The organism is Larsenimonas rhizosphaerae (assembly GCF_023700005.1).
Classification (GTDB): Bacteria; Pseudomonadota; Gammaproteobacteria; order Pseudomonadales; family Halomonadaceae; genus Larsenimonas; species Larsenimonas rhizosphaerae.
Map to the genome: position 1 here is coordinate 2,003,171 of NZ_JAMLJK010000001.1, position 23,430 is coordinate 2,026,600.

22 protein-coding genes are annotated in these 23,430 nt (G+C 57.6%); 8 read left to right on the forward strand and 14 right to left on the reverse strand.

Going from position 1 to position 23,430, the window contains the following annotated elements; translation table 11 throughout:
• Positions 1 to 48: 48 nt before the first annotated feature.
• Together NAT21_RS09145 and NAT21_RS09150 are read left to right on the forward strand one after the other, a co-directional pair.
• Positions 49 to 1,218, forward strand: coding sequence for a cation diffusion facilitator family transporter (locus tag NAT21_RS09145; protein ID WP_250937567.1), 1,170 nt, complete (start codon positions 49 to 51; stop codon positions 1,216 to 1,218).
• A gap of 55 nt (positions 1,219 to 1,273) precedes the next feature.
• Positions 1,274 to 1,549 carry a hypothetical protein gene (locus NAT21_RS09150; protein ID WP_250937568.1) on the forward strand — a complete coding sequence of 92 codons (276 nt, stop codon included), beginning with the start codon at positions 1,274 to 1,276 and terminating at the stop codon, positions 1,547 to 1,549.
• A 52-nt stretch (positions 1,550 to 1,601) separates the two neighbouring features.
• On the opposite strand, the gene NAT21_RS09155 is transcribed toward NAT21_RS09150, so the two are convergent.
• Positions 1,602 to 2,231: a pilin gene (locus tag NAT21_RS09155; protein ID WP_284732674.1), complete on the reverse strand. Its 630-nt coding sequence runs from the start codon at positions 2,229 to 2,231 to the stop codon at positions 1,602 to 1,604.
• Positions 2,232 to 2,233: 2 nt separating this feature from the next.
• Here NAT21_RS09155 and pilB point away from each other — a divergent pair, with 2 nt between their 5' ends.
• From pilB to yacG, 5 genes are read left to right on the forward strand one after another with little or no spacing between them, the layout of a single operon-like run.
• Complete coding sequence (gene pilB, locus NAT21_RS09160; RefSeq protein WP_250937569.1) at positions 2,234 to 3,958, forward strand: type IV-A pilus assembly ATPase PilB; 1,725 nt, start codon at positions 2,234 to 2,236, stop codon at positions 3,956 to 3,958.
• 2 nt (positions 3,959 to 3,960) lie between these two features.
• Complete coding sequence (locus tag NAT21_RS09165; RefSeq protein ID WP_250937570.1) at positions 3,961 to 5,196, forward strand: type II secretion system F family protein; 1,236 nt, start codon at positions 3,961 to 3,963, stop codon at positions 5,194 to 5,196.
• A 27-nt stretch (positions 5,197 to 5,223) separates the two neighbouring features.
• Positions 5,224 to 6,072 carry a prepilin peptidase gene (locus NAT21_RS09170; RefSeq protein WP_250937571.1) on the forward strand — a complete coding sequence of 283 codons (849 nt, stop codon included), beginning with the start codon at positions 5,224 to 5,226 and terminating at the stop codon, positions 6,070 to 6,072.
• 13 nt (positions 6,073 to 6,085) lie between these two features.
• On the forward strand, positions 6,086 to 6,694 hold the full coding sequence (gene coaE / locus NAT21_RS09175) for a dephospho-CoA kinase (RefSeq protein WP_250937574.1): 609 nt from the start codon (positions 6,086 to 6,088) through the stop codon (positions 6,692 to 6,694).
• A complete protein-coding gene (gene yacG, locus NAT21_RS09180; RefSeq protein WP_250937576.1) occupies positions 6,691 to 6,906 on the forward strand; it encodes a DNA gyrase inhibitor YacG in 216 nt (71 codons plus the stop codon). The genes coaE and yacG overlap by 4 nt, the downstream gene beginning before the upstream one ends.
• A gap of 61 nt (positions 6,907 to 6,967) precedes the next feature.
• Here the strand turns inward: yacG and NAT21_RS09185 are convergent, their stop codons facing one another.
• Genes NAT21_RS09185 through NAT21_RS09200 form a run of 4 tightly spaced genes read right to left on the reverse strand, consistent with a single transcriptional unit; the run spans position 6,968 to position 12,339 of the window.
• The gene (locus NAT21_RS09185) at positions 6,968 to 7,915 is read right to left on the reverse strand and encodes a Nudix family hydrolase (RefSeq protein WP_250937578.1); all 948 of its coding nucleotides are present in this window, start codon (positions 7,913 to 7,915) and stop codon (positions 6,968 to 6,970) included.
• 49 nt (positions 7,916 to 7,964) lie between these two features.
• Positions 7,965 to 9,170 (reverse strand): bifunctional glutamate N-acetyltransferase/amino-acid acetyltransferase ArgJ, encoded by a 1,206-nt coding sequence (gene argJ / locus NAT21_RS09190; protein WP_250937585.1) that lies wholly within the window; start codon positions 9,168 to 9,170, stop codon positions 7,965 to 7,967.
• 34 nt (positions 9,171 to 9,204) lie between these two features.
• Entirely contained in the window at positions 9,205 to 11,943 is a 2,739-nt protein-coding gene (gene secA / locus NAT21_RS09195; RefSeq protein ID WP_250937586.1) for a preprotein translocase subunit SecA, read from the reverse strand.
• Between the two features lie 15 nt (positions 11,944 to 11,958).
• Entirely contained in the window at positions 11,959 to 12,339 is a 381-nt protein-coding gene (locus NAT21_RS09200; RefSeq protein WP_250937587.1) for a hypothetical protein, read from the reverse strand.
• 36 nt (positions 12,340 to 12,375) lie between these two features.
• On the opposite strand from NAT21_RS09200, the gene NAT21_RS09205 reads away from it, so the two are divergent.
• On the forward strand, positions 12,376 to 12,858 hold the full coding sequence (locus tag NAT21_RS09205; RefSeq protein WP_250937588.1) for a DUF721 domain-containing protein: 483 nt from the start codon (positions 12,376 to 12,378) through the stop codon (positions 12,856 to 12,858).
• Positions 12,859 to 12,907: 49 nt separating this feature from the next.
• Here NAT21_RS09205 and lpxC read toward each other — a convergent pair whose 3' ends face one another.
• From lpxC to murD, 9 genes are all read right to left on the reverse strand, one after another.
• Positions 12,908 to 13,822 carry a UDP-3-O-acyl-N-acetylglucosamine deacetylase gene (gene lpxC / locus NAT21_RS09210; protein ID WP_250937589.1) on the reverse strand — a complete coding sequence of 305 codons (915 nt, stop codon included), beginning with the start codon at positions 13,820 to 13,822 and terminating at the stop codon, positions 12,908 to 12,910.
• A gap of 158 nt (positions 13,823 to 13,980) precedes the next feature.
• Positions 13,981 to 15,165, reverse strand: coding sequence for a cell division protein FtsZ (ftsZ, locus tag NAT21_RS09215; RefSeq protein ID WP_250937590.1), 1,185 nt, complete (start codon positions 15,163 to 15,165; stop codon positions 13,981 to 13,983).
• Positions 15,166 to 15,210: 45 nt separating this feature from the next.
• Positions 15,211 to 16,494 (reverse strand): cell division protein FtsA, encoded by a 1,284-nt coding sequence (ftsA, locus tag NAT21_RS09220; RefSeq protein ID WP_250937592.1) that lies wholly within the window; start codon positions 16,492 to 16,494, stop codon positions 15,211 to 15,213.
• A gap of 221 nt (positions 16,495 to 16,715) precedes the next feature.
• On the reverse strand, positions 16,716 to 17,426 hold the full coding sequence (locus NAT21_RS09225; protein WP_250937594.1) for a cell division protein FtsQ/DivIB: 711 nt from the start codon (positions 17,424 to 17,426) through the stop codon (positions 16,716 to 16,718).
• Between the two features lies 1 nt (position 17,427).
• Positions 17,428 to 18,372, reverse strand: coding sequence for a D-alanine--D-alanine ligase (locus NAT21_RS09230; protein ID WP_250937597.1), 945 nt, complete (start codon positions 18,370 to 18,372; stop codon positions 17,428 to 17,430).
• Entirely contained in the window at positions 18,369 to 19,781 is a 1,413-nt protein-coding gene (gene murC / locus NAT21_RS09235) for a UDP-N-acetylmuramate--L-alanine ligase (RefSeq protein ID WP_250938052.1), read from the reverse strand. The genes NAT21_RS09230 and murC overlap by 4 nt, the downstream gene beginning before the upstream one ends.
• 19 nt (positions 19,782 to 19,800) lie before the next feature.
• Positions 19,801 to 20,889 (reverse strand): undecaprenyldiphospho-muramoylpentapeptide beta-N-acetylglucosaminyltransferase, encoded by a 1,089-nt coding sequence (gene murG / locus NAT21_RS09240; protein WP_250937599.1) that lies wholly within the window; start codon positions 20,887 to 20,889, stop codon positions 19,801 to 19,803.
• Complete coding sequence (ftsW, locus tag NAT21_RS09245; protein WP_250937614.1) at positions 20,886 to 22,091, reverse strand: putative lipid II flippase FtsW; 1,206 nt, start codon at positions 22,089 to 22,091, stop codon at positions 20,886 to 20,888. The genes murG and ftsW overlap by 4 nt, the downstream gene beginning before the upstream one ends.
• Positions 22,078 to 23,430, reverse strand: a complete 1,353-nt coding sequence (gene murD, locus NAT21_RS09250) for a UDP-N-acetylmuramoyl-L-alanine--D-glutamate ligase (protein WP_284732675.1) — start codon at positions 23,428 to 23,430, stop codon at positions 22,078 to 22,080. The genes ftsW and murD overlap by 14 nt, the downstream gene beginning before the upstream one ends.

Genomic DNA, 23,430 nt, shown 5'->3' on the forward strand with positions numbered 1-23,430 from the left:
CACTATACGCGCTCGTGCGCGCCGGTGCAGCAAGGAACCCTTGACCTCATGAGTGATATCGACACCCGCGCGACAGATCGTAATGCCGCACAGCGTATTACCCTGATCGGCGCCCTGTTTGACACGTTGCTGGGCTTTTTCAAGATTCTGGTCGGCGCCGCCACCCACTCCAGTGCTCTGGTCGCCGATGGCGTTCACTCCCTGTCGGACCTGGTCACGGATGCGTTTGTGCTGCTGGCCACCCATTATGGACGTCAGGCTCCGGATAATGACCACCCCTACGGCCATGGACGCATAGAAACCCTGGGCACCCTTGCACTGGGCATCATGCTGATTGCCGTGGCCGGCGCGCTGGCATGGGACAGCATCCAGCGTCTTGTGGCCAATGAAGCCCTTTCCAGCGCCGGCATGGGCGCCATCGCGCTGACCGTGGCATCCATGCTGATCAAGGAGATTCTCTTTCGCATCACCCTCAAGGTAGCCCGCCGACAGCGGTCACAACTGCTGGAAGCCAATGCATGGCACTCACGCAGTGATGCCCTCTCCTCACTGGTTGTCCTGATTGGCCTGATCGGCCTGCAGTTCGGCCTCGACTGGCTTGATAGCGTGGCTGCGATCGTAGTGTCATTAATGGTCGCCAGGGTCGGTGGCGAGCAACTCTGGCAGGCCAGCCGTGAACTGGTGGATACCGCACTCCCTCCCGAACAGCATCAGCGCATCAAGGCAGTAGCCCTTGAGGTTGATGGCGTTCACAACGTGCATGATTTAAGAACGCGCACCCAGAGTGGCTCCGTCATGCTGGATGTCCATCTGACCGTGGATGCCCGCATCAGCGTGTCCGAGGGTCACGAGATCGGCAACATGGTGATTCGCCGCCTGCGCGCGGAGCACCCGGAGCTTCATGACATCGTGTTTCATATTGACCCGGAAGACGACTCCGACGCGCCCCGGGTTGAATTTCGTCAGGAACTGCCCCTTCGCCGTGATATCGAAGCTGCTCTGGCCCGGTGCTGGTGTCAGCATCCCATATGGGATGCTCATCTGGACCTGCAGTTTCACTACGTCACCCGCATGGAAAGCCGCGAAGTGGATATCGAACTGTATGTACCGGCCGGCACCCCCGTCACGGCCGAACAACGCCGCCAGCTTGAACACTGTGCCAGGGCACTGCCATGGATTGGCCACATCAGCCTGTGGCAGGAACAGCCTGCACCGTGATGAATGCGCCCATTCACGGTATGCTTGGTCCCATATCACCTCAGGGGAGCACAACATGAGTACAGCAACGGAAATTCAGCAACAGCGGATGATCACCGAGCTTCGCCACTTCATCAAAAAGCTGTTGCAGGAACCGGACATCCTTTCAAGCTCACTGGCAATTGCGCGGGAACATCATGGCGAACCGGATGCCATGGCCCGCATTGCCAATGCCATTTCCGAATCCACCAATGTCAATATCCCGGAAGACCCCCGCCATCATTCCCCGGCAGATGGCCTGTTCCTGGCGGTACTGAAGGAAGTGGTCGAAGAAGAAAAGGCCATGTACTAGCCACCAAAAAGCCGGCAAAAGCCGGCTTTTTTGATTCCGGTATAAACCGAAATCATGTTTTGGGAGTTGAGTCTTTGCATGAGCTGGGAATATAGCTCTCTTCCATCCCATTGGTTGTACAGCTCCACTCTCCGGTTGTAGTGCGTTCGAGAGTAATTACATCCTTACTAAGCTGGCTCCCATCACCAAAAGTGAATTTCAGACCGCCTTTATTATCAATTAATCCCACTTCCCCCAAATCACTGGCTGTTTCAGGAATGCCTATATATCCGGCCTCCCCAGATGTAAGCGAAGGTGTATTGCCGGTGAGTACCCGCTCTTCATAGGCGGTCTGCACGCCCTTGATGGTAGCCAGTCCTGCTGCCGCTTCAGAGCGTGCGACATAGTCCTGATATCGCGGCACGGCAATGGCCGCCAGTACCCCGATGATGGCTACCACGATCATCAGTTCGATCAATGTAAAGCCTGCCTGCCTGTTTGCTGACATGAGTCTGTCCCTTTTACAAACGCTTGAATAATGTGTGCCCCGCGCACGGATGCTCATAACCGCATCGCTGGTACTAACGACCACATCCCGGCAAAACTTTACGTTCGTTAACATTACTTGTCGGTCAGCGTTCAGTCGTCTTTTCACTTGCCGATAAAGACTTTCGATCCAGCTCATCTGTTGAATGGAAGTCATTCATGGCCACCTCCTCGCTCTACCCTGTTGGAAATGCCCTGCGCGGGCTGGCCAAACGGCTGGTCCAGGATGGCCTGTTAAGCGAAGAAGATGCCCTGGCGGCCAGTGAGAAAGCGCGCGAGCTCGAAACAACATTGATGGATTACCTGATCAGCCGCAGCTACGTTACTGGGCGTCAGGCCGCTCTGGCAGCAGCGCAGGAGTTCGGTCTGGGGTGTCTGGAGCTCGATGCCGTTCCACTGGCTCGCCTGCCCCTGCCCGGCAAGTTGCCGGAGGATTTGCTTCGTCGTCTGTCCGTGCTGCCGCTGATTCAGGGTGAGCATTCCCTGACCATTGCACTGGGCAGCCCGGCAGCGCTCAACGCGCTGGATGAACTGCAGTTCGTGACCGGTCATCGGGTAGAAGCCGTACTGGTACCGCCGGATCAGCTGGAACGTCGGCTGGAAGAATATCTGAACGCCCACTTCCAGGGCGCCATGGCGCTGCTCGACGACGATGGCTCGTTTGATGATCTGTCCATCGCGGATGAGGACGAAGCAGACGATCAGATCGTTTCACTGAATGATGATGCGCCGGTCGTTCGATTCGTCAACAAACTGATGCTGGATGCCATACGGCGCAACGCTTCCGATATTCATTTTGAGCCCTACGAAACCAGCTACCGGATTCGGTTCCGCATCGACGGCATACTGACCGAGGCCGCCCGCCCACCGCAACAGATGCGCCAGCGTTTGGCGGCACGCCTCAAGGTCATGGCGAAGCTGGATATTTCCGAGCGGCGACTGCCTCAGGATGGCAGCATCAAACTCAAGGTCTCGGCCAAGAAACAGATCGATTTTCGCGTCAATACACTGCCTACCGTCTATGGCGAAAAGATCGTGATGCGCCTGCTGGACCCGTCCAGCGCCAGGCTAGGCATCGACAAGCTGGGCTTTTTACCGGCGCAGAAAACCAGTTTCGAAAAGGCGCTATCACATCCACAGGGCATGATTCTGGTCACCGGTCCGACCGGCAGCGGCAAGACCGTCACCCTGTATACCGCCCTGAACATTCTCAATACCGAAACACGCAATATCGCCACGGCGGAAGACCCGGTCGAGCTGAAGCTTGAGGGAATCAACCAGGTCAATGTCATGCCGCGCATCGGGCTGGATTTTGCCAGTGCCCTGCGCGCCTTTCTTCGTCAGGACCCGGACGTGGTCATGGTCGGTGAAGTCCGTGATATCGAAACGGCCGAAGTGGCCATCAAGGCAGCACAGACCGGGCACCTGGTACTGTCAACGCTACACACCAATTCCGCCACCGAAACCCTGACCCGACTGCGTAACATGGGCGTCGCGGCCTTCAATGTAGCCACCTCCGTTTCGCTGATCATCGCCCAGCGACTGGCGCGGCGACTGTGCGATCACTGCAAGGAGCGTGTCGACCTGCCGGAACTGACGCTACAGGAAGAAGGATTCACCGAGCAGGACCTCCGCACTCTGGTCCTGTATCGGCCCAGGGGATGTGCCCGCTGTACCCAGGGGTACAAGGGACGGGTAGGACTCTATGAAGTATTACCGATTTCGGATGCCATGAGCCGACTGATCATGGAAGACGGCAGCTCCATTGATCTGGCCGATCTGGCGCGAAGGGAGGGACATCATGACCTGCGTCGCAGTGGCCTGATCAAGGTCATGGAAGGCGTCACCAGCCTTGAAGAAGTCAACCGGGTTACCAGGGGATAGTCATGGCCACATCACGTCAACATCGCGGCGCGGGTATCGAGCAATTCAGTCAGTGGCAATGGCGCGGCAAGAATGCCCGGGGCGAGCTTCAAAAGGGCATCGTGGTCGCGAACGGCAAGGAAAGCGCCCGCAGTCAACTCGTCAAACAGGGCATCATGATCAAGCAGTTGCAGAAAAAGCGACAGCTTGTCTCATTCGGCCAGCGCGTCACTGGCGCGCAGGTTGCGGTATTTACCCGCCAGCTGGCCACCATGATCCGGGCTGGCATCCCGCTGCTGCAATCACTGACAGCCATCGGGGACAGCACCAATCATGCCGGCATGCGCCATATGATTCATCGTCTCCACAGTGACATCTCGGAAGGTAAAAGTCTGGCCCAGGCCCTGGAGGCCCACCCCCGTACGATCGATGCCCTGTTCGTGAACCTGGTAGCCGCCGGGGAACAGGCCGGTGCCCTGGATCGCATGCTGGAGCGCGTAGCAGACTACAAGGAAAAGATTCAGGCACTGAAATCAAAGGTGCGCAAGGCGCTTTATTACCCGGCCGCGGTCATCAGTGTCGGACTGGGGGTGACAGCCATGCTGCTGATCAAGGTGGTTCCCCAGTTTGAAAGCATGTTCAAGGGATTTGGTGCCGACCTGCCAGCCTTTACCCAGCTGACACTCAACCTCTCGGCCATGGCACAGGCCTATTGGTGGCAGGCCCTGCTGGTTACAGGCGCCGGCCTGATGACGCTCAAAGCAATGCTCAAACGTTCGCCACGACTGGTTCTCGCTCGTGACCGGCTCGCGCTCAAGTTACCCGTGCTGGGGCCGATTCTGGAGCGCTCGGCCGTGGCGCGCTTTGCCCGCACCCTGGCCACCAGCTTCGCTGCCGGGGTTCCCTTGATTGATGCACTGGAAACCTCGGCAGGGGCGGCCGGCAATCGCCTGTTCGAACAGGCCATCCTTGGCATGCGCGAAGATGTGGTCAATGGCCAGTCACTTAATTTTGCCATGCGTAATACCGGTTTGTTCGGAGGCATGGCGCTGCAAATGGTAGCCATCGGCGAAGAAGCCGGGTCACTGGACGCCATGCTCAACAAGGTCGCGGATTTTTTCGAGCAGGACGTGGAGGATCGCGTGGATACGCTGACCTCTCTGCTTGAGCCTTTGATTATCGTAGTTCTCGGGGTACTGGTAGGCGGTCTGGTGCTCTCCATGTATCTGCCCATTTTCGAGATGGGGAATGCCATCTAAACGGCACCCGCACTCAAGAGGCTTTTTATGCTGACTTACTCACTGGCAGGCTGGATGTTTCTGATATTTGTCGGTCTCTCGTTCGGCAGCTTTCTCAATGTCGTCATAAAGCGGCTGCCGGCAATGCTGCAGCACCGGTGGCAGAGAGAAGCACTGGATATCATGGAAACGCGTGAAACCACGCCGCCCGATACCGGTACGCGTTTCTCATTGATGCACCCCAGGTCACACTGCCCGTCATGTCGTACCCCCATCCGCTGGCATGACAACATCCCCCTGCTGGGCTGGTTCAAACGCGGCGGACGCTGCGCTGCCTGCGGCGCCTCCATCAGCTGGCACTATCCTGCAGTCGAGGCAGCCTCGGCATTGCTGGTCATTCTGGCCATTGCCATTCATGGGCCAGGCGTTGAGGGCCTGTTCATTGCTGCGGCGCTGCTGATACTGCTGACGCTGGCTGTCATCGATGCCGAAACCCTGCTGCTGCCCGACTCCCTGACCCTGCCGCTGCTATGGCTGGGCCTTTTGTTCCATGTCGTGGCGCAGCCTGAGGCACTACAGGGCGCCGTGCTTGGCGCCATGATTGGCTATTCACTGCTCTGGTCGTTTTTCTGGCTGTTCAAGGTCATTACCGGGAAGGAAGGCATGGGCTATGGCGACTTCAAGATGCTGGCTGCGCTGGGAGCATGGACCGGCTGGCTGGCGCTGCCGTTGATCCTGATCCTGTCGGCAGGACTGGGGGCTCTGGTCAGTATCGCCATCCAGTTGCTGGTACCCTCAACACGCCAGAAGATGATCCCCTTCGGCCCCTACCTGGCGATGTCGGGTATAGTGATGCTGCTCTTTGGTGATACGCTGATGCGCCTTTACACCCTATAAGGATGTTTCAGCCATGACGCTGACCATTGGTGTGACCGGCGGTATCGGAGCCGGAAAAACCACGGTAGCCCGCTGCTTCGGTGAGCATGATATTGCCTGGATGGATGCCGATCAGGCCGCCCGGGATATCGTTCGTCCGGGTGAAGCCGCCCTCGAGGAAATCTGCACGGCCTTCGGCCATCAGATGCTTGACGCTTCCGGCGAGCTGAATCGTCGAGCATTGAGAGCACTGGTGTTTGATGATGCGGAAGCCCGCCGACAGCTTGAGGCCATTACGCACCCGCGCATTCGAGAGCATCTGGTCACCTTTCTGGAGACGCCCAAATCATCGGCGTATCAGCTGCTGGTCTCACCGCTGCTGCTTGAAACCAGCCAGAAGGCGCTGGCTGACCGCATACTGGTAATTGATGTGCCATCCGAGGTGCAGGTGGCGCGTACTACCGCCAGGGACCAGACCGATGAGGCGCAGGTCAAGGCCATCATGGCAGCTCAGCTGAGCCGTCAGGAACGACTTGCACTGGCAGACGACGTTATCGACAATCAGCGGGATATTCACCATTTGCGCCGGCAGGTCGCTGCATTGCATCAGCAGTACCTGACTCTGGCAGGAGCATCATCATGACCACATCCCCTGCATCTCCACTTACCGTCAATTGCCCTCATTGTCAGAAGGCAGTTGTCTGGAACAGTGACAGCACCTGGCGGCCCTTTTGCTCCAAACGCTGCCATCTGATCGATCTGGGCGCCTGGGCCAATGAAGATCATCGCATTGCCGGTGAGCCCGCCATGGATAACATCGACATCGATGCCTTGATGGCCGGCATTGAACGCTGATCATCCATGCATGAAAAAAGCCCCCGTTGCGGGGGCTTTTTTATTCGGTACAGGATACGGCTCAGTCCGGCAAAAAACTCCGAATGGATGCCACACCCTGCGCTCCCACCGCACGCGCCTGATCGATGTCGTCCAGTGTCGTGCCTCCCAGCCCGAAGACAGGCATGGCAGCGTACTCCACCATCTGCTGAAAATCATGCCAGCCGATGGTCACTGCATCCGGATGACTGGGTGTATCACGCAGGGGTGACAGCGTAACAAAGTCACACCCAAGGCGTGCCGCCTGATCCAGCTGCTCCTTGTTGTGCGTGGACGCTGACAGCCACTTGTCTGCGGGAACGGTTCTTTCCTGCGCACTCATCAGCGCCTTGCTGGTCAGGTGAATACCGTCGGCATCCACCTCATTGAGCAGCTCGGGAGCACCGTTCAGTACAAGCCTTGCCCCATGAGCACGGCACAACTCAAGCGCCTTGTGAGCACGCTCAAGGTAACGTTCCGCACTCAGGGACTTGGCACGCAGCTGAACCAGCAGCCCATTGCAGTTCTCGAGGGCATGGGTCAACGTGGACACAAAGGCTTCATCATCATCGATCTCATCGGTGATGACATAGGCATGAGGCAGGCCAACGGCTTTCACGATGGGCCCATTTGCCGGCGGGAAGGGATAGCGCGACAGGCCATCGATGTCTACCCAGCGAACTGCCTGACCTTCACAGCCATAGGGCTCACCGCTGAACTGACGTACTTCCCAGACATCCAGCAATATGAACTTGTCGGGATATTCGTAGTGCACCCGAATCAAGGGCTGGGCGTGCTCGATCTCGATCCCCAGTTCTTCCTTGAGTTCGCGCTTCAGTGCTTCACGCCCGGTTTCGTAAACCTCGAGCTTGCCACCGGGAAACTCCCAGAGGCCACCCTGATCTGCGATGGAGGGGCGACGGGCGATCAGCACCTGGCCCTGATCGTTGTAAATGGCTGCCGCAGCAACGTGTACCCTTCGTTTCGGCATTATCCGAACTCTTCCTGTGTGTGATTCAAAACATGCTCTTTCAAATGGATCAACTGCGATAATCTGCATTGATCGAAACGTAGTCATGCGACAGATCCGAGGTCCAGACGCGCTCACTGCATTGACCACGCCCCAGTGCAACCCGGATGGTAATATCTTCAAGGGCAACCGCTGCACTGCCCTGTTCCTCGCTGTACCCTTCGGCACGCCCGCCGTGCTCCGCCAGACGAACACCATTGAGATCAAGCGTGACCTGATCGACATCCAGTCCGTCTACCGGGGCCTTGCCAATGGCCATCAACAGGCGCCCCCAGTTGGCATCACTGGCATAAAGCGCCGTCTTCACCAGCGGCGAGTGAGCGATACTGAACGCCACCGCCAGTGCCTCTTCACTGCTTCCGGCCTCGACCACATCCACGGTAATGAATTTGGTAGCGCCTTCGCCATCACGAATAATGGCCTGTGCCAGCTCCTGCATCACCTCAAGAAGTGCCGCACGAAAGGCATCAAGCCCTTCGGCATCAAGCGGTTGCGTCTTTTGGGTAGCAATCAAGACACAGGCATCATTGGTGGAGGTATCGGAATCAACCGTAATTCGGTTGAAGGACAACGTGGTCGTCTCCTTCAACAGTGCCGTCAGCTCCGCCTGCCCCAGCGAGGCATTGGTGGCGACAAACCCCAGCATGGTCGCCATGTTGGGACAGATCATACCCGAACCCTTGGCTATTCCGCTGATATGAATGGTTTCTCCATTGATATCCAGACTGCGGCAGGCTCCCTTGGGTCGGGTATCGGTTGTCAGGATACCGCGAGCCGCCCGGTCCCACTGATCAGGCGCTGCCGATGCCAGCGCCTGCGGCAGCGCCGCCTTGATGCGGTCGACGAACAACGGCTCGCCAATGACACCAGTCGAAAACGGCAGCACGGTTTCAGGTGGCAATCCTTCCAGTGCCGCCAGCCCTTCGCAACAGGCTCGGGCATTACTGATCCCGGCCTGGCCGGTACCCGCATTGGCATTGCCGGTATTGATCAACAACCAGCGCGGCGCAGCATCAGCCAGATGCCGTTTGGCGACATGCACCGGCGCTGCGCAAAAGGCATTTCTGGTAAAGACCGCCGCTACTTGCGAACCGTCCTCGATGCCCACGACGACCAGATCATCATGTGCCGACTTCTTGATCCCGGCCTGAGCCACACCGAGGGTAATACCCTCGATAATCGGCAACCGAGGAAACTTCGCTTCACCTACAGCCACGTTACTCTCCTTGATCCAGAACGTCTGGCAGATATCAGCTCAAACGGCCGTGACACTGCTTGTATTTTTTACCTGAACCACAGGGGCAGGGATCATTGCGACCCACCTTGGGCTCATCACGACGGACGGTTTCCTGACCTGCTGCCATTTCAGCACCGGCCAGGGCCTCTTCACTCAAGGCATCCTCTTCCATGAACTCGTTTTCGCGGGTCTGCTCGCTCGCTGCCTGTTCACGGGCAAGGCTCTCGCGCCGCTGACGCTCAAGCTCATCCACTTCATCAGGCTGACGAACCTGCACATGGCTCAGGATGCGGACAACATCGCCCTTGATGTTTTCAAGCAGTATCTGAAACAGCTCGAAGGCTTCACGCTTGTATTCCTGCTTCGGATTCTTCTGTGCGTATCCCCGCAAGTGAATACCACGTCGCAGGTTATCCATTGACTGAAGGTGTTCCTTCCAGCGCGTATCCAGAACCTGAAGCATGACCTGTTTTTCAAACCGTCGCATGACGTCGGGACCAACGGCCTGCTCCTTGGCAGCAAAGGCATCGCTCAGCTGTTGATGCAGCCGCTCGCGCAACGCCTCTTCATGGAAGTGCTCATCCTGGCCTGCCCACTGAACCACGGGTGCGTCCAGATTGAAATCCTGTTGCAGGCTATGCTCGAGGCCTTCAAGGTCCCATTGCTCCGCCAGACTCTGAGGCGGTACATGTCTTGAAATCGTGTCATCAAGTACTTCGTTGCGAAGCGCCACGATATTGTCTGACACATCGGCCGCATTGAGCACATCATTGCGCTGCTCATAAATGACCTGACGCTGATCATTGTTGACGTCGTCGTATTCAAGCAGCTGCTTGCGAATATCGAAGTTGCGACCCTCAACCTTCTTCTGGGCTCGCTCAACGGCATTGGACACCATCTTGTGCTCGATGGCCTCCCCTTCCTTCATCCCCAGGGCGCCCATCAATCGCTGCACACGATCGGATCCGAACAGGCGCATCAGGTTGTCTTCAAGCGACAGAAAAAAGCGTGTGGAGCCAGGATCGCCCTGACGTCCGGAACGTCCTCGCAACTGATTATCGATGCGCCGGGACTCATGACGCTCGCTGCCGATCACGTGTAATCCACCTGCAGCAATGACCGCATCGTGCCGTTCCTGCCAGGCCTTTCGCACCTCGGCAATGGTGGCCTCATCCGGGTTATCGAGTTTTTCGATATCGTTTTGCCAACTGCCTCCGAGCAGGATATCCGTACCGCGGCCTGCCATGTTGGTGGCAATGGTAATGGCGCCCGGGCGACCGGCCTGAGCAATGACCTCGGCTTCCCGTGCGTGCTGCTTGGCGTTCAGGACATTATGGGCAATACCCTGGTCACGCAGCAGATTGGACAGGGCCTCCGAGCTTTCGATGGAGGCGGTACCAACCAGTACGGGCCGGCCCGCGTCTACACGCCCCTTGATGTCTTCGATGATGGCGTGGTACTTGTCGATCGTGGTCATGTACACCAGATCATTTTCGTCCTTTCTCGCCAACGGTCGGTTGGTAGGAATCACCAGCACATCCAGCGTATAGATCTGGCGGAATTCAAATGCTTCGGTGTCTGCCGTGCCAGTCATTCCGGACAACTTGTCGTACAGGCGGAAGTAGTTCTGGAATGTGGTCGAAGCCAACGTCTGGCTTTCCTTCTGAACCGTCACGCCTTCCTTGGCCTCGACCGCCTGATGAAGGCCTTCCGACCAGCGCCGGCCGGGCATAGAGCGCCCGGTGTGCTCATCCACAATGACGATTTCATCATTGGCGACGATGTAGTCCACATCCCGAGTATAAAGATGGCGGCCACGCAGGGCAGCGTGTACGTGGTGCAGCAACCCGAGGTTCTGCGCGGCATAAAGGGAATCTTCTTCCGACAGCAGCGATGCCTGCTGCATCAGCTCCTCAACATGCTGATGCCCCTTCTCGGTCAGCTCGACCTGTTTCTGCTTTTCATCCAGCGTGAAATCGCCCGTGTCAGGATCTTCTTCATCCGTGCACTGCTGCAGGCTCTTCACCAGATTGTTGATCACTGCATACAGGTTGGTATCTTCATCCACCGGCCCTGAAATGATCAGGGGCGTTCGCGCCTCGTCAATCAGGATCGAGTCAACTTCATCGATGACGGCATAATGAAGTTTCCGCTGTACCTTTTCTTCCAGCGAGAACGCCATGTTGTCGCGCAGATAATCAAAACCGAACTCGTTGTTGGTGCCATATACGATGTCGCAGCCATAAGCTGCCTTTTTCTCGACAGGCACCTGACCTGCACGAATAATCCCGACACTCATGCCGAGAAATTCATACAGGGGGCGGAGCATTTCAGCATCGCGAGAGGCCAGATAATCGTTGACGGTGACGACGTGAACACCTTCTCCCGGCAATGCATTCAGGTATGCCGACAGGGTCGCAACCAGTGTCTTGCCTTCCCCGGTCTTCATCTCCGCGATGCGCCCTTCATGCAGCGCCATGCCGCCAATCAACTGAACATCATACTGCCTCATGCCCATGACGCGCATGGTGGCCTCACGTACGGTCGCAAAGGCTTCAGGAAGCAGCTTGTCGAGTGCTTCGCCCCCGGCAATACGGTCACGAAATTCCTGAGTACGAGCTCTCAGCGCCTCATCATTCAGCGCCTGCATCTTCTCTTCGAGAGCATTGATACCGGCAACAACCTTGCGCATTCGCTTGAGCTCACGCTCATTCTTGCTGCCTACAAATTTACGTACGAGACCTGTGAACATCCGTTTGTCCTGTCTTTATAAAAGAGAAATATACGTGGGCAATAACACAGGCGTGCGAGGTGGTCCGCGACGCGACATGACACTCATGTCGTGCGCCACAGACCAGACTGACGTCAATAACGTCAGGAAGGACGGGAACAGCGCAGTAAAACGGGGTGCCTGCACCGGCCTGCATACGGAATTGACACGCATTTGATGCGCGCGCAGGTCCGCCAGCGTATGAAGAACCAGTGAGGAACAGAAACAAAGCTGCAACTGGTGACGCGCTTCGACATTGTCTGTCCGCGCCTGGGCAAGGCCCAGTGGCAGCAAACAGCCAAACAGCAGGCCGGCCAGCCAGCGCGAGCCTGGCCGGTGCCAGCTACCAACGTTTCTGTCAGTGGGCCCGGATGTCATGGTAAATTGCAGTCATCTCTCGTGAGGTGATGGGCCATGAGTATAAAGGCTAAGAACCGACGCGCACAGCCCGTGTCGAAATTGATAGGTAGTTCAAGCAAGGGGCCGATGTCCCTGCTGATGAAAAAGGCTCGATTACTTGGCCAGGCACAACTGCATCTTGAGCAACAGCTGCCTGAGCACATGAGAAATCATGTCTTTGTCGGGGGATACTCTCAGGGACGACTGACGTTGATGACCAATCAGGCCACCCATCTGACATGGCTGCGTTATGAACAGCCTCGCCTTGTTACGCTTATGCGCCAGCTTGAAGGGTTTGAAGCGCTGATGGGGTTTCAGCTCAAGGTCCGTCCGATGCGCGTACCCCGCAAGCCACTTCAGCAACCTCGACACCTTGGCATGGAGGCGGCAGACAATCTGCTGGCATGTGCAGAAGATGTGTCCGACCCGCGCCTCAAATCCGCCATCGAGCGACTCGCAGCCCGCGCCCGAACAACGCCTTCCGATACGGACATATAAAAAAACGCCGGCCCGCAGGCCGGCGTCAAGAGTCACTTGAACCGTTTGATCACATGGCAAATGCAGGTGATGTATAGGAAATCGGAGACGTGGCTTCCTCGCCCTCAAAGGTCACCATTTCCCATGCGTCGGGCGTGGCCAGCAGCTCACGTACCAACAGGTTATTGAGACCATGACCGGACTTGTATCCACGGAACTCGCCGATCAGGCTAAAGCCGGTCTGGTAAAGATCACCGATGACATCGAGAATCTTGTGTTTGACGAACTCGTCTTCGTAACGAAGCCCTTCCTCGTTGAGGATACGATAATCATCCACCACGATGGCATTATCCAGGCTGCCACCCAGCGCCAGGTTACGCTCACGCATGGTTTCGAGGTCTTTCATGAAACCGAATGTGCGTGCTCGACTGACTTCCTTCACGAATGAGGTCGTCGAAAAATCAATGCTGGCTGTCTGCTTCTGACGGGCAAAGACCGGATGATCAAAATTGATCGCCAGACTGACCTTGAAGCCTTCATGAGGGATGAAGCTTGCAAACTTGTCGCCATCGGAAACCGATACTTCCTTCTTGATGCGGATAAATTTCTTCGCAGCAGACTGATCTGCAATGCCTGCAGACTGAATCAGGAATACAAACGGGCCGGCACTGCCATCCATGATGGGTACTTCGGCGGCGCTCAGTTCAACAAAGACATTATCAATTCCAAGGCCGGCCAGGGCTGACATCAAATGCTCTACAGTGGCAACTCGCACATCGCCCTGAACCAGGGCCGTGCACAGGGTAGTATCCTGTACATTTTCAGGATGAGCCTTGATATGTACGGCCGGCTCCAGGTCAGTACGTACAAATACTACGCCAGTATCCACCGGCGCAGGGCGCAGGGTGAGGTACACCTTCTTGCCGGAATGCAGGCCAACGCCTGTCGCACGAATGGTATTTTGTAATGTTCTTTGATAGATCATGATATAAGTGACCCAAGGTAATTCAAACGGTTGTTTATTATTCTACCAGCTGAACCGCGCCCTCACAACGAACAGTGTTCGATAAAGGCATAATTAATGTGAATCCGGTGGTATTGATAGCTGAAAGCCCCAGCGCAGGGCATGGGGCTTTCAGTAGATCAATCTGCCTTTCGACGTAGAAAGGCAGGTATATCCAGATAGTCGTCAAGCTCGCCGGAAGACTTCTGCCGCTTGCCGCGGGCATCCTCTTCCTTCTCGCGAGCAGGCTGCTGACGAGCCGCTGCGGTCTGCTGCTTGCTGCGGTAATCGTCACTTTCACCGACACGGCGTGCGCCGGCAGTTGACGAACGCTGGGAACCGGCAGCAGAGCCCGAACGCTGATGGGCCCCTTCAAGACCTGCCGCCACTACTGTTACACGAAGCTCATCGGTCATATCCATGTCAATGGAAGTGCCCACCACGATCGTGGCATCCTGAGAAGCGAACTCCTGCACCGTGGCACCCACATCATTAAACTCACCGATGGACATGTCCGGACCCGCAGTGATGTTGACCAGAATACCGCGCGCGCCATTGAGATCGATATCTTCCAGCAGCGGAGAGCGAATCGCCTTCTCGGCAGCTTCACGCGCCCGGTTTTCACCCGTCGCAGTGCCTGATCCCATCATGGCCATACCCATCTCGGACATGACCGTACGAACGTCGGCAAAGTCGACGTTGATGATACCCGGGCTGGTGATCAGTTCGGCAATCCCCTGCACCGCGCCCAGAAGCACATCATTGGCAGCGCTAAACGCCGTCAGCAGGCTGGCGCTCTTGCCCAGCACGGTCAGAAGCTTCTCGTTGGGGATCGTGATAAGAGAGTCAACGTGCTCGGACAGCTCCTTGACACCCTCCTCGGCAACTCGCTTGCGCTTGGGCCCTTCAAACGGGAACGGACGTGTAACGACCGCTACTGTAAGAATGCCCAGCTCCTTGGCAACCTGCGCTACGACCGGTGCACCACCGGTACCGGTGCCGCCACCCATACCGGCGGTAATGAATACCATGTCCGCGCCCTGCATCAGCTCGGCAATACGCTCACGGTCTTCCATGGCCGCCTGGCGGCCTACTTCCGGGTTGGCACCTGCACCAAGCCCCTTGGTAATTTCCGTTCCCAGTTGAAGAACAGTCTTGGCCGAAACGCGTTTGAGCGCCTGTGCATCGGTATTGGCACAGATGAATTCCACGCCCTCTATATTGCTTTCGACCATGTGGTTGACGGCATTACCACCACCGCCACCGACACCGATAACCTTGATGACAGCACTGCTTGAAGGTGCGTTATCCACTAGCTCGAACATAAGCCCCGTCTCCTGTGGCTATCGGTCGATAGCCCCCTGAAGTTATTAAAAGTTTCCTTTGAACCAGCGCTTCACTTTCTCTAGCGCGGAAAGCGCGTCCTGCGACTGGGTGCGCTCTGCGGGATATTTACGCGACGTATCACCGGGCTGGCGAGCCGGACCTTGGGGCGCCTGACGGGCATGCCTGATACCGTATAGCAGCAGCCCGACGCCTGTCGAATAAATCGGATTACGCACCACATCCGCCAATCCCCTGACATTCTGCGGGCAGGCGATACGCACCGGCATGTGGAAAATATCCTCTGCCAGTTCGACCACGCCTTCCATCCGGGAGGTGCCCCCCGTCAGTACAATACCTGCCGCAACCAGATCCTCGAATCCACTGCGACGCAGTTCTTCACGCACCAGCGTAAACAATTCCTCGTACCGCGGCTCGACCACCTGCGCCAGAGACTGACGAGACAGGTCACGGGCCGGACGATCACCCACGCTTGGCACCTTGATGGTTTCATCACTGCTGGCCATCTGGGTCAGTGCACAGGCGTATTTGACCTTGATGTCTTCTGCATACTGCGTTGGCGTACGAAGCGCCATGGCAATATCATTGGTAACCTGATCGCCGGCGATGGGAATTACTGCCGTATGGCGAATCGCGCCTTCGGTAAAAACGGCGATATCCGTGGTTCCGCCACCGATATCTACCATGCAGACACCCAGCTCACGCTCATCTTCGGTAAGCACCGCATGGCTGGATGCCAGCTGCTCCAGAATGATGTCATCAACTTCAAGGGAGCAGCGATGGACGCATTTCTCGATATTCTGTACGGCATTGAGCGCCGCCGTGACCAGATGGACTCGTGCTTCAAGCCGAACGCCGGACATGCCCAACGGCTCACGAATACCTTCCTGAGTATCGATGGCATATTCCTGAGGCAGCACGTGAAGAATGCGCTGACCTTCGGAAATTGCTCGAGCACGGGCCGAGTCAATGACACGCTCGATATCCGAGGGCGACACTTCCCTGTCCTTGATGGCCACAACGCCATCGGAGTTCATCGAACTGATATGACTCCCCGCGATACCCACATATACTGAATGAATATCACAGCCAGCCATGAGTTCGGCTTCTTCGATGGCGCGCTGAATGGACAATACCGTCGATTCGATATTTATCACGACGCCTTTTTTCATGCCTCGTGAGGGATGAGAGCCAATACCTACAATTTCGACACCGCCATCATCGGCAGGCTGCCCGACAATGGCAACTACCTTGGATGTCCCGATATCCAGCCCGACAACCATATTGGATACATTGGATTCACCTGCCATAGGTCGGGCCTGCTCCTTGTCCAGCTCGGTATAAATATGAAAAAGATCACCGTGCACCTACCCTGGCAAACGGTAAAAAACAGAAAACCACATATATTATGTCGAGAATACGGCGATTAACGCCTGAAAGAAATACCTGTAAGCAAAGTCGCTGTATAATTTAACGTATGAAAACGGGTTTTAACTTAAGGTAATAGAACCATTTTTAATCATTTCAGGTATTAATCTGCCGCCGCACTTTCACCATGCCAGGATACCGCTATCCCGTTAGGGTAGCGCAAATCAATATAACGAATCGATCGATGCCTGCTTTCAAGGTCGCGCTGCCAGGCGGCAATGAACCTCTTCAGGCGCTGCTCCCGGTCGTCCTGGCCTACCATGACCCAGAAATTGTCATTGGCCTGAAAGCGCCACGCACCGCGAGGTTCAAGTCGCAACTGGGATACGGATAACGACAGCGGCGTCAGAAGCCTTTGAAGATAATCGAGGTAATCAATCACTTCCGGACCGCTGCCCGGTGGCCCTCCCAGATGCGGCAACTGACCCACGTTCGTCACCCCCTTGAGGGAAAAGGCCTCACCATCCTGGCCCAGCAACTGTCCGTCGTTCCAGTAGGCGACCGGCCGCCGCTCATCGATATCGACCACCAGCGTACTGGGCCACCGACGTGATATTCGTGCATTCCTTATCCAGCCGGCCTGCATGATTTTCGTTCTCAGATCCTGCAGGTCAACCGATAACCAGGTCTGCCCCTTCACCATGGGCAACACCTGCTGATTGAGGTAGGCCGTGTTGATGTGCCTGAGCTCACCCTTGATGGCAATACGCTGTATGGGCTTGTCCAGCCACAGCCACAGCGTGCGCCCCCCTGCCCCAAGCAGGGCAACGATCAACACCAGCCCCAGCAACCGATTGGAAACCACGCTTGCCATATTAAGCCTTCAACGAAGAAAAGGATGAGGCAGGCAGGGTCGTATCAAGGATACGGCATACCAGCGCATCGAAATCGATCCCGACATGTGCAGCCGCCTGAGGCACCAGGCTATGACTGGTCATACCCGGTGAAGTATTGACCTCAAGCAGCCAGAACCCACCCTGAGCATCACGCATGATATCAACACGTCCCCAGCCCTCGCAGCCGACGGCGTTGAAGGCCGCCAGACTCAGGGCTGCCAGCTCGGCCTCGTCATGCTCGCTCAGACCGCTGGGGAGCAGGTAGCGCGTTTCGTCGGAAAAGTACTTGGCCTCGTAATCATAAAAGCCATTGGGTGCTTCCACGCGAATGGCCGGCAACACCTGCTGCTCAATGACCGATACGGTATATTCCTCCCCCTCGACAAATCGCTCAGCCATGACAGCATGGTCGTAGTCACAGGAACGCTCCCAGGCCACCTTCAGGGCATCCCGGCTACGCACGATCGTAAGCCCGAGTGTAGAGCCTTCATTGACGGGCTTGATGACCATCGGCAGGCCGATGCGATCTGCCAGCGCATCCCAGTCGGTTGATGCATCAAGCCGCTCGCTTTGCGGCGTCGGTAATCCCAGTGCACTCCAGACCTGTTTGGTACGAACCTTGTCCATGCCCAGCGCCGAGGCCATCACACCGCTACCGGTGTAGGGAATATGAAGAAGTTCCAGCGCGCCCTGAAGCGTACCGTCCTCCCCTCCCCGGCCATGCAGGGCAATAAAGACCCGATCCGGCGCCAGAGCGATCAGCCCGGGCAGCCCGGCCTCGGCAGGATCATACCCAATGACATCGATGCCGTTTTTTTCGAGAGAGGCCAGTACTGCCCCACCACTCATGAGCGACACGTCTCGCTCGGAAGATGTACCGCCATACACCACTACCACGCGCCCATACTGCTCAGGAGCCGTCATGTCATGTCCTCTTCACTGATCTGCAGCTGGCACCGGGCCAGCGTCGTGCTGATACTGCCGATATCCCCAGCGCCCTGGGTAATCAGAATGTCACCATCACGCAACACGTTTTCAAGCAGCGTCGGCAAGGCCGACTTGCCCTCCACAAACAACGGGTCGACCTGGCCACGCTGGCGAATCGAGCCGGCCAGCGACCTGCTGTCTGCCCCGGGAATGGCGGCTTCGCCGGCACTGTAAACGTCCAGCAGCAGCAGGGTGTCCACATTCGAAAGCACCCTGACGAAATCTTCATAAAGATCATGCGTACGGCTGAAGCGGTGTGGCTGATACAGCATGACAAGACGTCGCTCCGGCCATCCTTCCCGTACGGCCTTGATCACCATTTCCACTTCACGCGGGTGATGACCATAGTCATCCACCAGCATGACCTGTCCCTTGCCACCTGCGATTTCGAAGTCACCATGAACCTGAAAGCGGCGCCCGACCCCTGCAAATCCGCGAAGGGCTCGCACGATAGCATCATCACTGACCCCGGCATCACATGCCACCGCAATGGCTGCCAGCGCGTTCAGGGCATTATGTTCGCCAGGCATCGACAGACAGACCGGCAGAGGGACACCCGAAGGACGCTCCACCGTAAAACGCACCAGGCCCGCATCCTGTGTGAAATCGGTGATGCGGTAATCGGCTTCGGCATCAAACCCGTAGGTTACAAACTGCCGTTGCACCCGGGGCATCAGCCGCCGAACGATCGGGTCGTCCAGGCACAGTACCGCCAGGCCATAAAATGGCAGGTTGTGCAGGAACTCCAGGAAGGTATCCTGCAGCCGCTGAAAATCCCCTTCATAGGTGGCCATGTGATCGGCATCGATGTTGGTCACGATCGAGGTCATGGGCTGCAGGTGCAAAAATGAAGCGTCAGACTCATCCGCCTCTGCCACCAGGTAATCCCCTTCACCCAGCCGCGCATTGGTTCCTGCACTGGTCAGCCTTCCCCCGATGACAAAGGTCGGATCCAGGCCGCCTTCAGCCAAAAGGGTGGCGGTAAGACTGGTGGTGGTGGTCTTTCCATGTGTACCCGCCACCGCAATGCCATGGCGAAAACGCATCAATTCCGCCAGCATTTCCGCACGGCGGACAATGGGAATGCGGTGTTCCCGGGCGTGCTGAATCTCGGGGTTGGTCGTATCAATGGCGCTGGACACCACCACGACGTCCACGTCGTACGCGTGCTCGGCCTGATGACCGATATAGACACGGATACCGTGCGCCATCAGATGTTCGGTGACTGACGAGGCATTGAGATCACTGCCGCTGACATCAAACCCCTGCGTTTTCAACACCTCGGCAATCCCGCACATGCCCGAACCGCCGATACCGACAAAGTGGATGCGGCGAATGCGGCGCATACCGCTGCGAGACTCTTGATTACTGATCAAACCCTATCTCCATGCAGTCTCTGGCCATGATGGTCATGGCCTCCAGTTTTGCCTGCGCGCGTGCCTTGTGTGCCATGTCGGCAAGCACATCAGCAGACAGCAGCGTCTCAAGCGTGGTAGCCAGCCCCTCATCATTCAACGAAGACTGTCGAATCATGACCGCAGCGCCATGGTCAACCAGAAAGCGCGCATTGACAGCCTGATGATCGTCAACGGCAAACGGATAAGGCACCAGCACGGACGGCTTCCCTGCGGCAGCCAGCTCCGAAACGGTCAGCGCTCCGGAGCGACAGATCATCACATCAGCCCACTGATAAAGCGCGGCCATATCGGTCACGAATTCCGACACTTCGGCTTGTATACCAGCCTGTTCATAAGCCGCACGCGCCGCATCCCCCTTGCCGCGACCGGCCTGATGGCGCACCAGCGGACGCTTCGCGTCAGGCAGGCGCGCCAGGGCGGCGGGAACCGTGTCATTGAGTGACTGTGCGCCCAGAGAGCCTCCGGTAATTGCCAGATGCAATGGCCGGTCAGTCATGTCCGCAACCTCACGGGGCGGCTCACCCAGCATCGCAATGTCATTACGCACCGGATTACCTACAACAATGGCTCCTCGCCGGTCCTTGAATGCCCCGGGAAAGGCGGCATACGTCCGGGTCGCCAGGTATGAAAGCAGTGTGTTGGTCATGCCGGCCACTGCATTTTGCTCGTGGATCACCAGCGGGCAGCCACCGAGTCGGGCGGCCACTCCCCCAGGGCCACTGGCAAATCCACCCAGGCCAATCACGATGCCAGGCGACACGGTACGAATCACCTGCCGCGCCTGGTGCAGCGCCGCTACCAGTTTGAAGGGCGCCTTTAACCAGCCGGCAGCGCCATTGCCACGCAGTCCGGCCACGCGTACATGATGCAGTGGGTACCCGGCCTCAGGCACCAGTGTATTTTCGATCCCACGAGGGGTGCCCAGCCAGTGCACCTCCACCCCAAGCTCGGTCAACGCTCGGGCCAGTGACAGGGCCGGAATAACATGTCCGCCCGTCCCCCCTGCCATGATTAGTGCGCGTCTCGGCGTACTCATGCCTGACCTCCCTGCTCAGCCTTTTTGACCTCACGCCTGTTGCGCTTGCTGACATCTGCGGCAATACGGCGACGTGCCCGCGTCTCACCATCAACCCGCAAAAGCAGCCCTACCATGGCACCGCTGACAATCAGGCTGGAACCACCATAACTCAGAAGTGGCAACGTCAGCCCCTTGGTCGGGAGAAAGCCGATATTCACGGCAATATTGACAAAGGACTGAGCCGCAAAGACCAGCCCGATGCCATAACAGACATAGGCTGAAAACAGCCGTCCCGAGGTTTCGGCCGTGCGTCCCACCACAAAGGCCCGCGAGATGAGAATGCCGAACAGAATCACGACACCTACCGCGCCGGCCATGCCCAGCTCTTCCGCCAGAACAGAAAACACGAAGTCGGTATGCGCTTCCGGCAGATAAAACAGCTTTTGAACGCTATTGCCCAGCCCGAGCCCTTCCCAGCCACCGCGCCCGAAGGCAATCAATGCCTGGGTCAGCTGATAGCCGGTGCCGTACTGATTGGCCCAGGGATCAAGAAAACTGGTAATACGCTGCATACGGTACGGCTCCGCCACCGCCATGAAGGCCCCCAGCACGACCACGCCGCCGGAGAGCAGCATGAAACGCCACAGCGACGCCCCGGCCAGCAGCAGCACTCCCATGGCGGTAGACAGCAGTACCACGGTTGCTCCGTAGTCCGGTTCAAGAATCAGTAGTGCACCCAGGCCGAAGGTCAGAAACAGCGGTGCCAGAAACCCCCACCAGGTCGTGCGTACCCGCACCAGATGACGCTCGATATAGCCACTGAGATAAACCACCATGAACAGCTTGGCCACCTCGGAGGTCTGCAGATTGATGGGGCCTAACGATATCCAGCGGCGGCTGCCGTTGACCTCGCGCCCGACCACCAGCACCGCCGCCAGCAAAATGGCTGCAATCAATAGCAGTGTTGGACCATTACGGCGCCACCACACCATCGGCACCCGCATGACCACAAAGCCGCATACTGCAGCCATCAGTACGAAGATGCCATGACGGATACTGTAGTAATACGCGTTACCGGTCAGACTGGTTGCCACCTCAGTGGACGCAGAGGTCACCATGATCCAGCCGATGGTCATCAGAGAAATGGCTGACAGCAACAGCCAGCCATCGATGACATGATGCTCGGTAGACCAGCGGCGCTGCCATTCACTCCACTTCATGAGCCTGCTCCTGCTGCGTCACATACTGCCGAAACGCCTCACCGCGCGCTTCAAAATTTTCGAACTGATCAAGGCTTGCACAGGCGGGCGACAAGAGCACCACATCACCGGAACGGGAACATGCGACAGCGGCCTGGCAGGCCTCTGCCAGCGTATCCACACACTGAACAGCCACATGGGGCGCCAGAGCCGCCTCCAGCAACGCCCGATCACGTCCGTAGACAATGGCCTGCCCGCAGCCACGCAGGGCGCGAGCCAGCGGCGAAAAATCCGCCCCCTTGCCAACCCCGCCCGCCAGCAGAATCAGCTGTCCATCGCACTCGGCACGGAGGCCGTCGATAGCCGCCAGGGTCGCGCCGACATTGGTTCCCTTGGAGTCATTGATCCAGGCCACCCCCTTATGATGTGTGATCAGCTCCATCCGATGAGGCAGCCCCTTGAAGCTTGCAAGAACCCGGCACATCGAGGCCATCGACCAGCCCATGGCCTCGCCTATGGCAAGCGCTGCCAGCGCATTGGTCAGATTATGCTCGCCCTGCATGACGACGTCGGCCGCCTTGATCAGGGGAATCTCGCCGTGCATCAGCCAGCGTTCGCCGTCGCGATCGGCCAGCCCCCATTCATCAGGGGATCGGGGCGCCTTACGGGTAAAGAAGGCCGTCGGCATCGAAGGCAGCACCGGGTGGGTCAACGGATCCTGGCGGTTGGCAATGGCCAGATGCGCTCCTTCGAACACGCGCTGCTTGGCCCGGCCATATCCTGAAAGATCCCCATGGCGGTCCAGGTGGTCCTCGCTGAGGTTCAAATAACAGGCCACGTCGGCATGGAGCGGCTCGGTGGTTTCCAGCTGAAAGGAAGACAGCTCCAGGATATACACATCAGCGTCCTCGGGCAGCTCCAGAGCGGCCAGCCCCAGATTACCTCCCACCGCCGCCTTGATACCCTGCGCCTGGGCCATGGCTCCGACCAGCGTGGTCACGGTGGACTTGGCATTGGAACCGGTAATTGCCACCAGCCGCGACGCCGGAAAACGTTGACGGCGACGAGCAAACAGGGCCAGTTCGCCCACCACACGAGATGGCAGGCCTGGCGTCAACGGCGATACCCCAGGACTGATAACCACCTCGCGGGCCAGACGCATGTCCAGTGCCGACAGCTCACCGGTGTAGACAGCCACCGCTGGAAATTCAGCCTGAAATGCCGCAAGCCCCGGAGGCGCGACGCGCGTATCGGCCATCATGAAAGGCACGTCTTCGCAGGCCAGGTGACGTGCGATCGCCATGCCGGACACACCCAGCCCCACTACCAGTGTTACGCCGTCAGGCACCTGATTGATCAT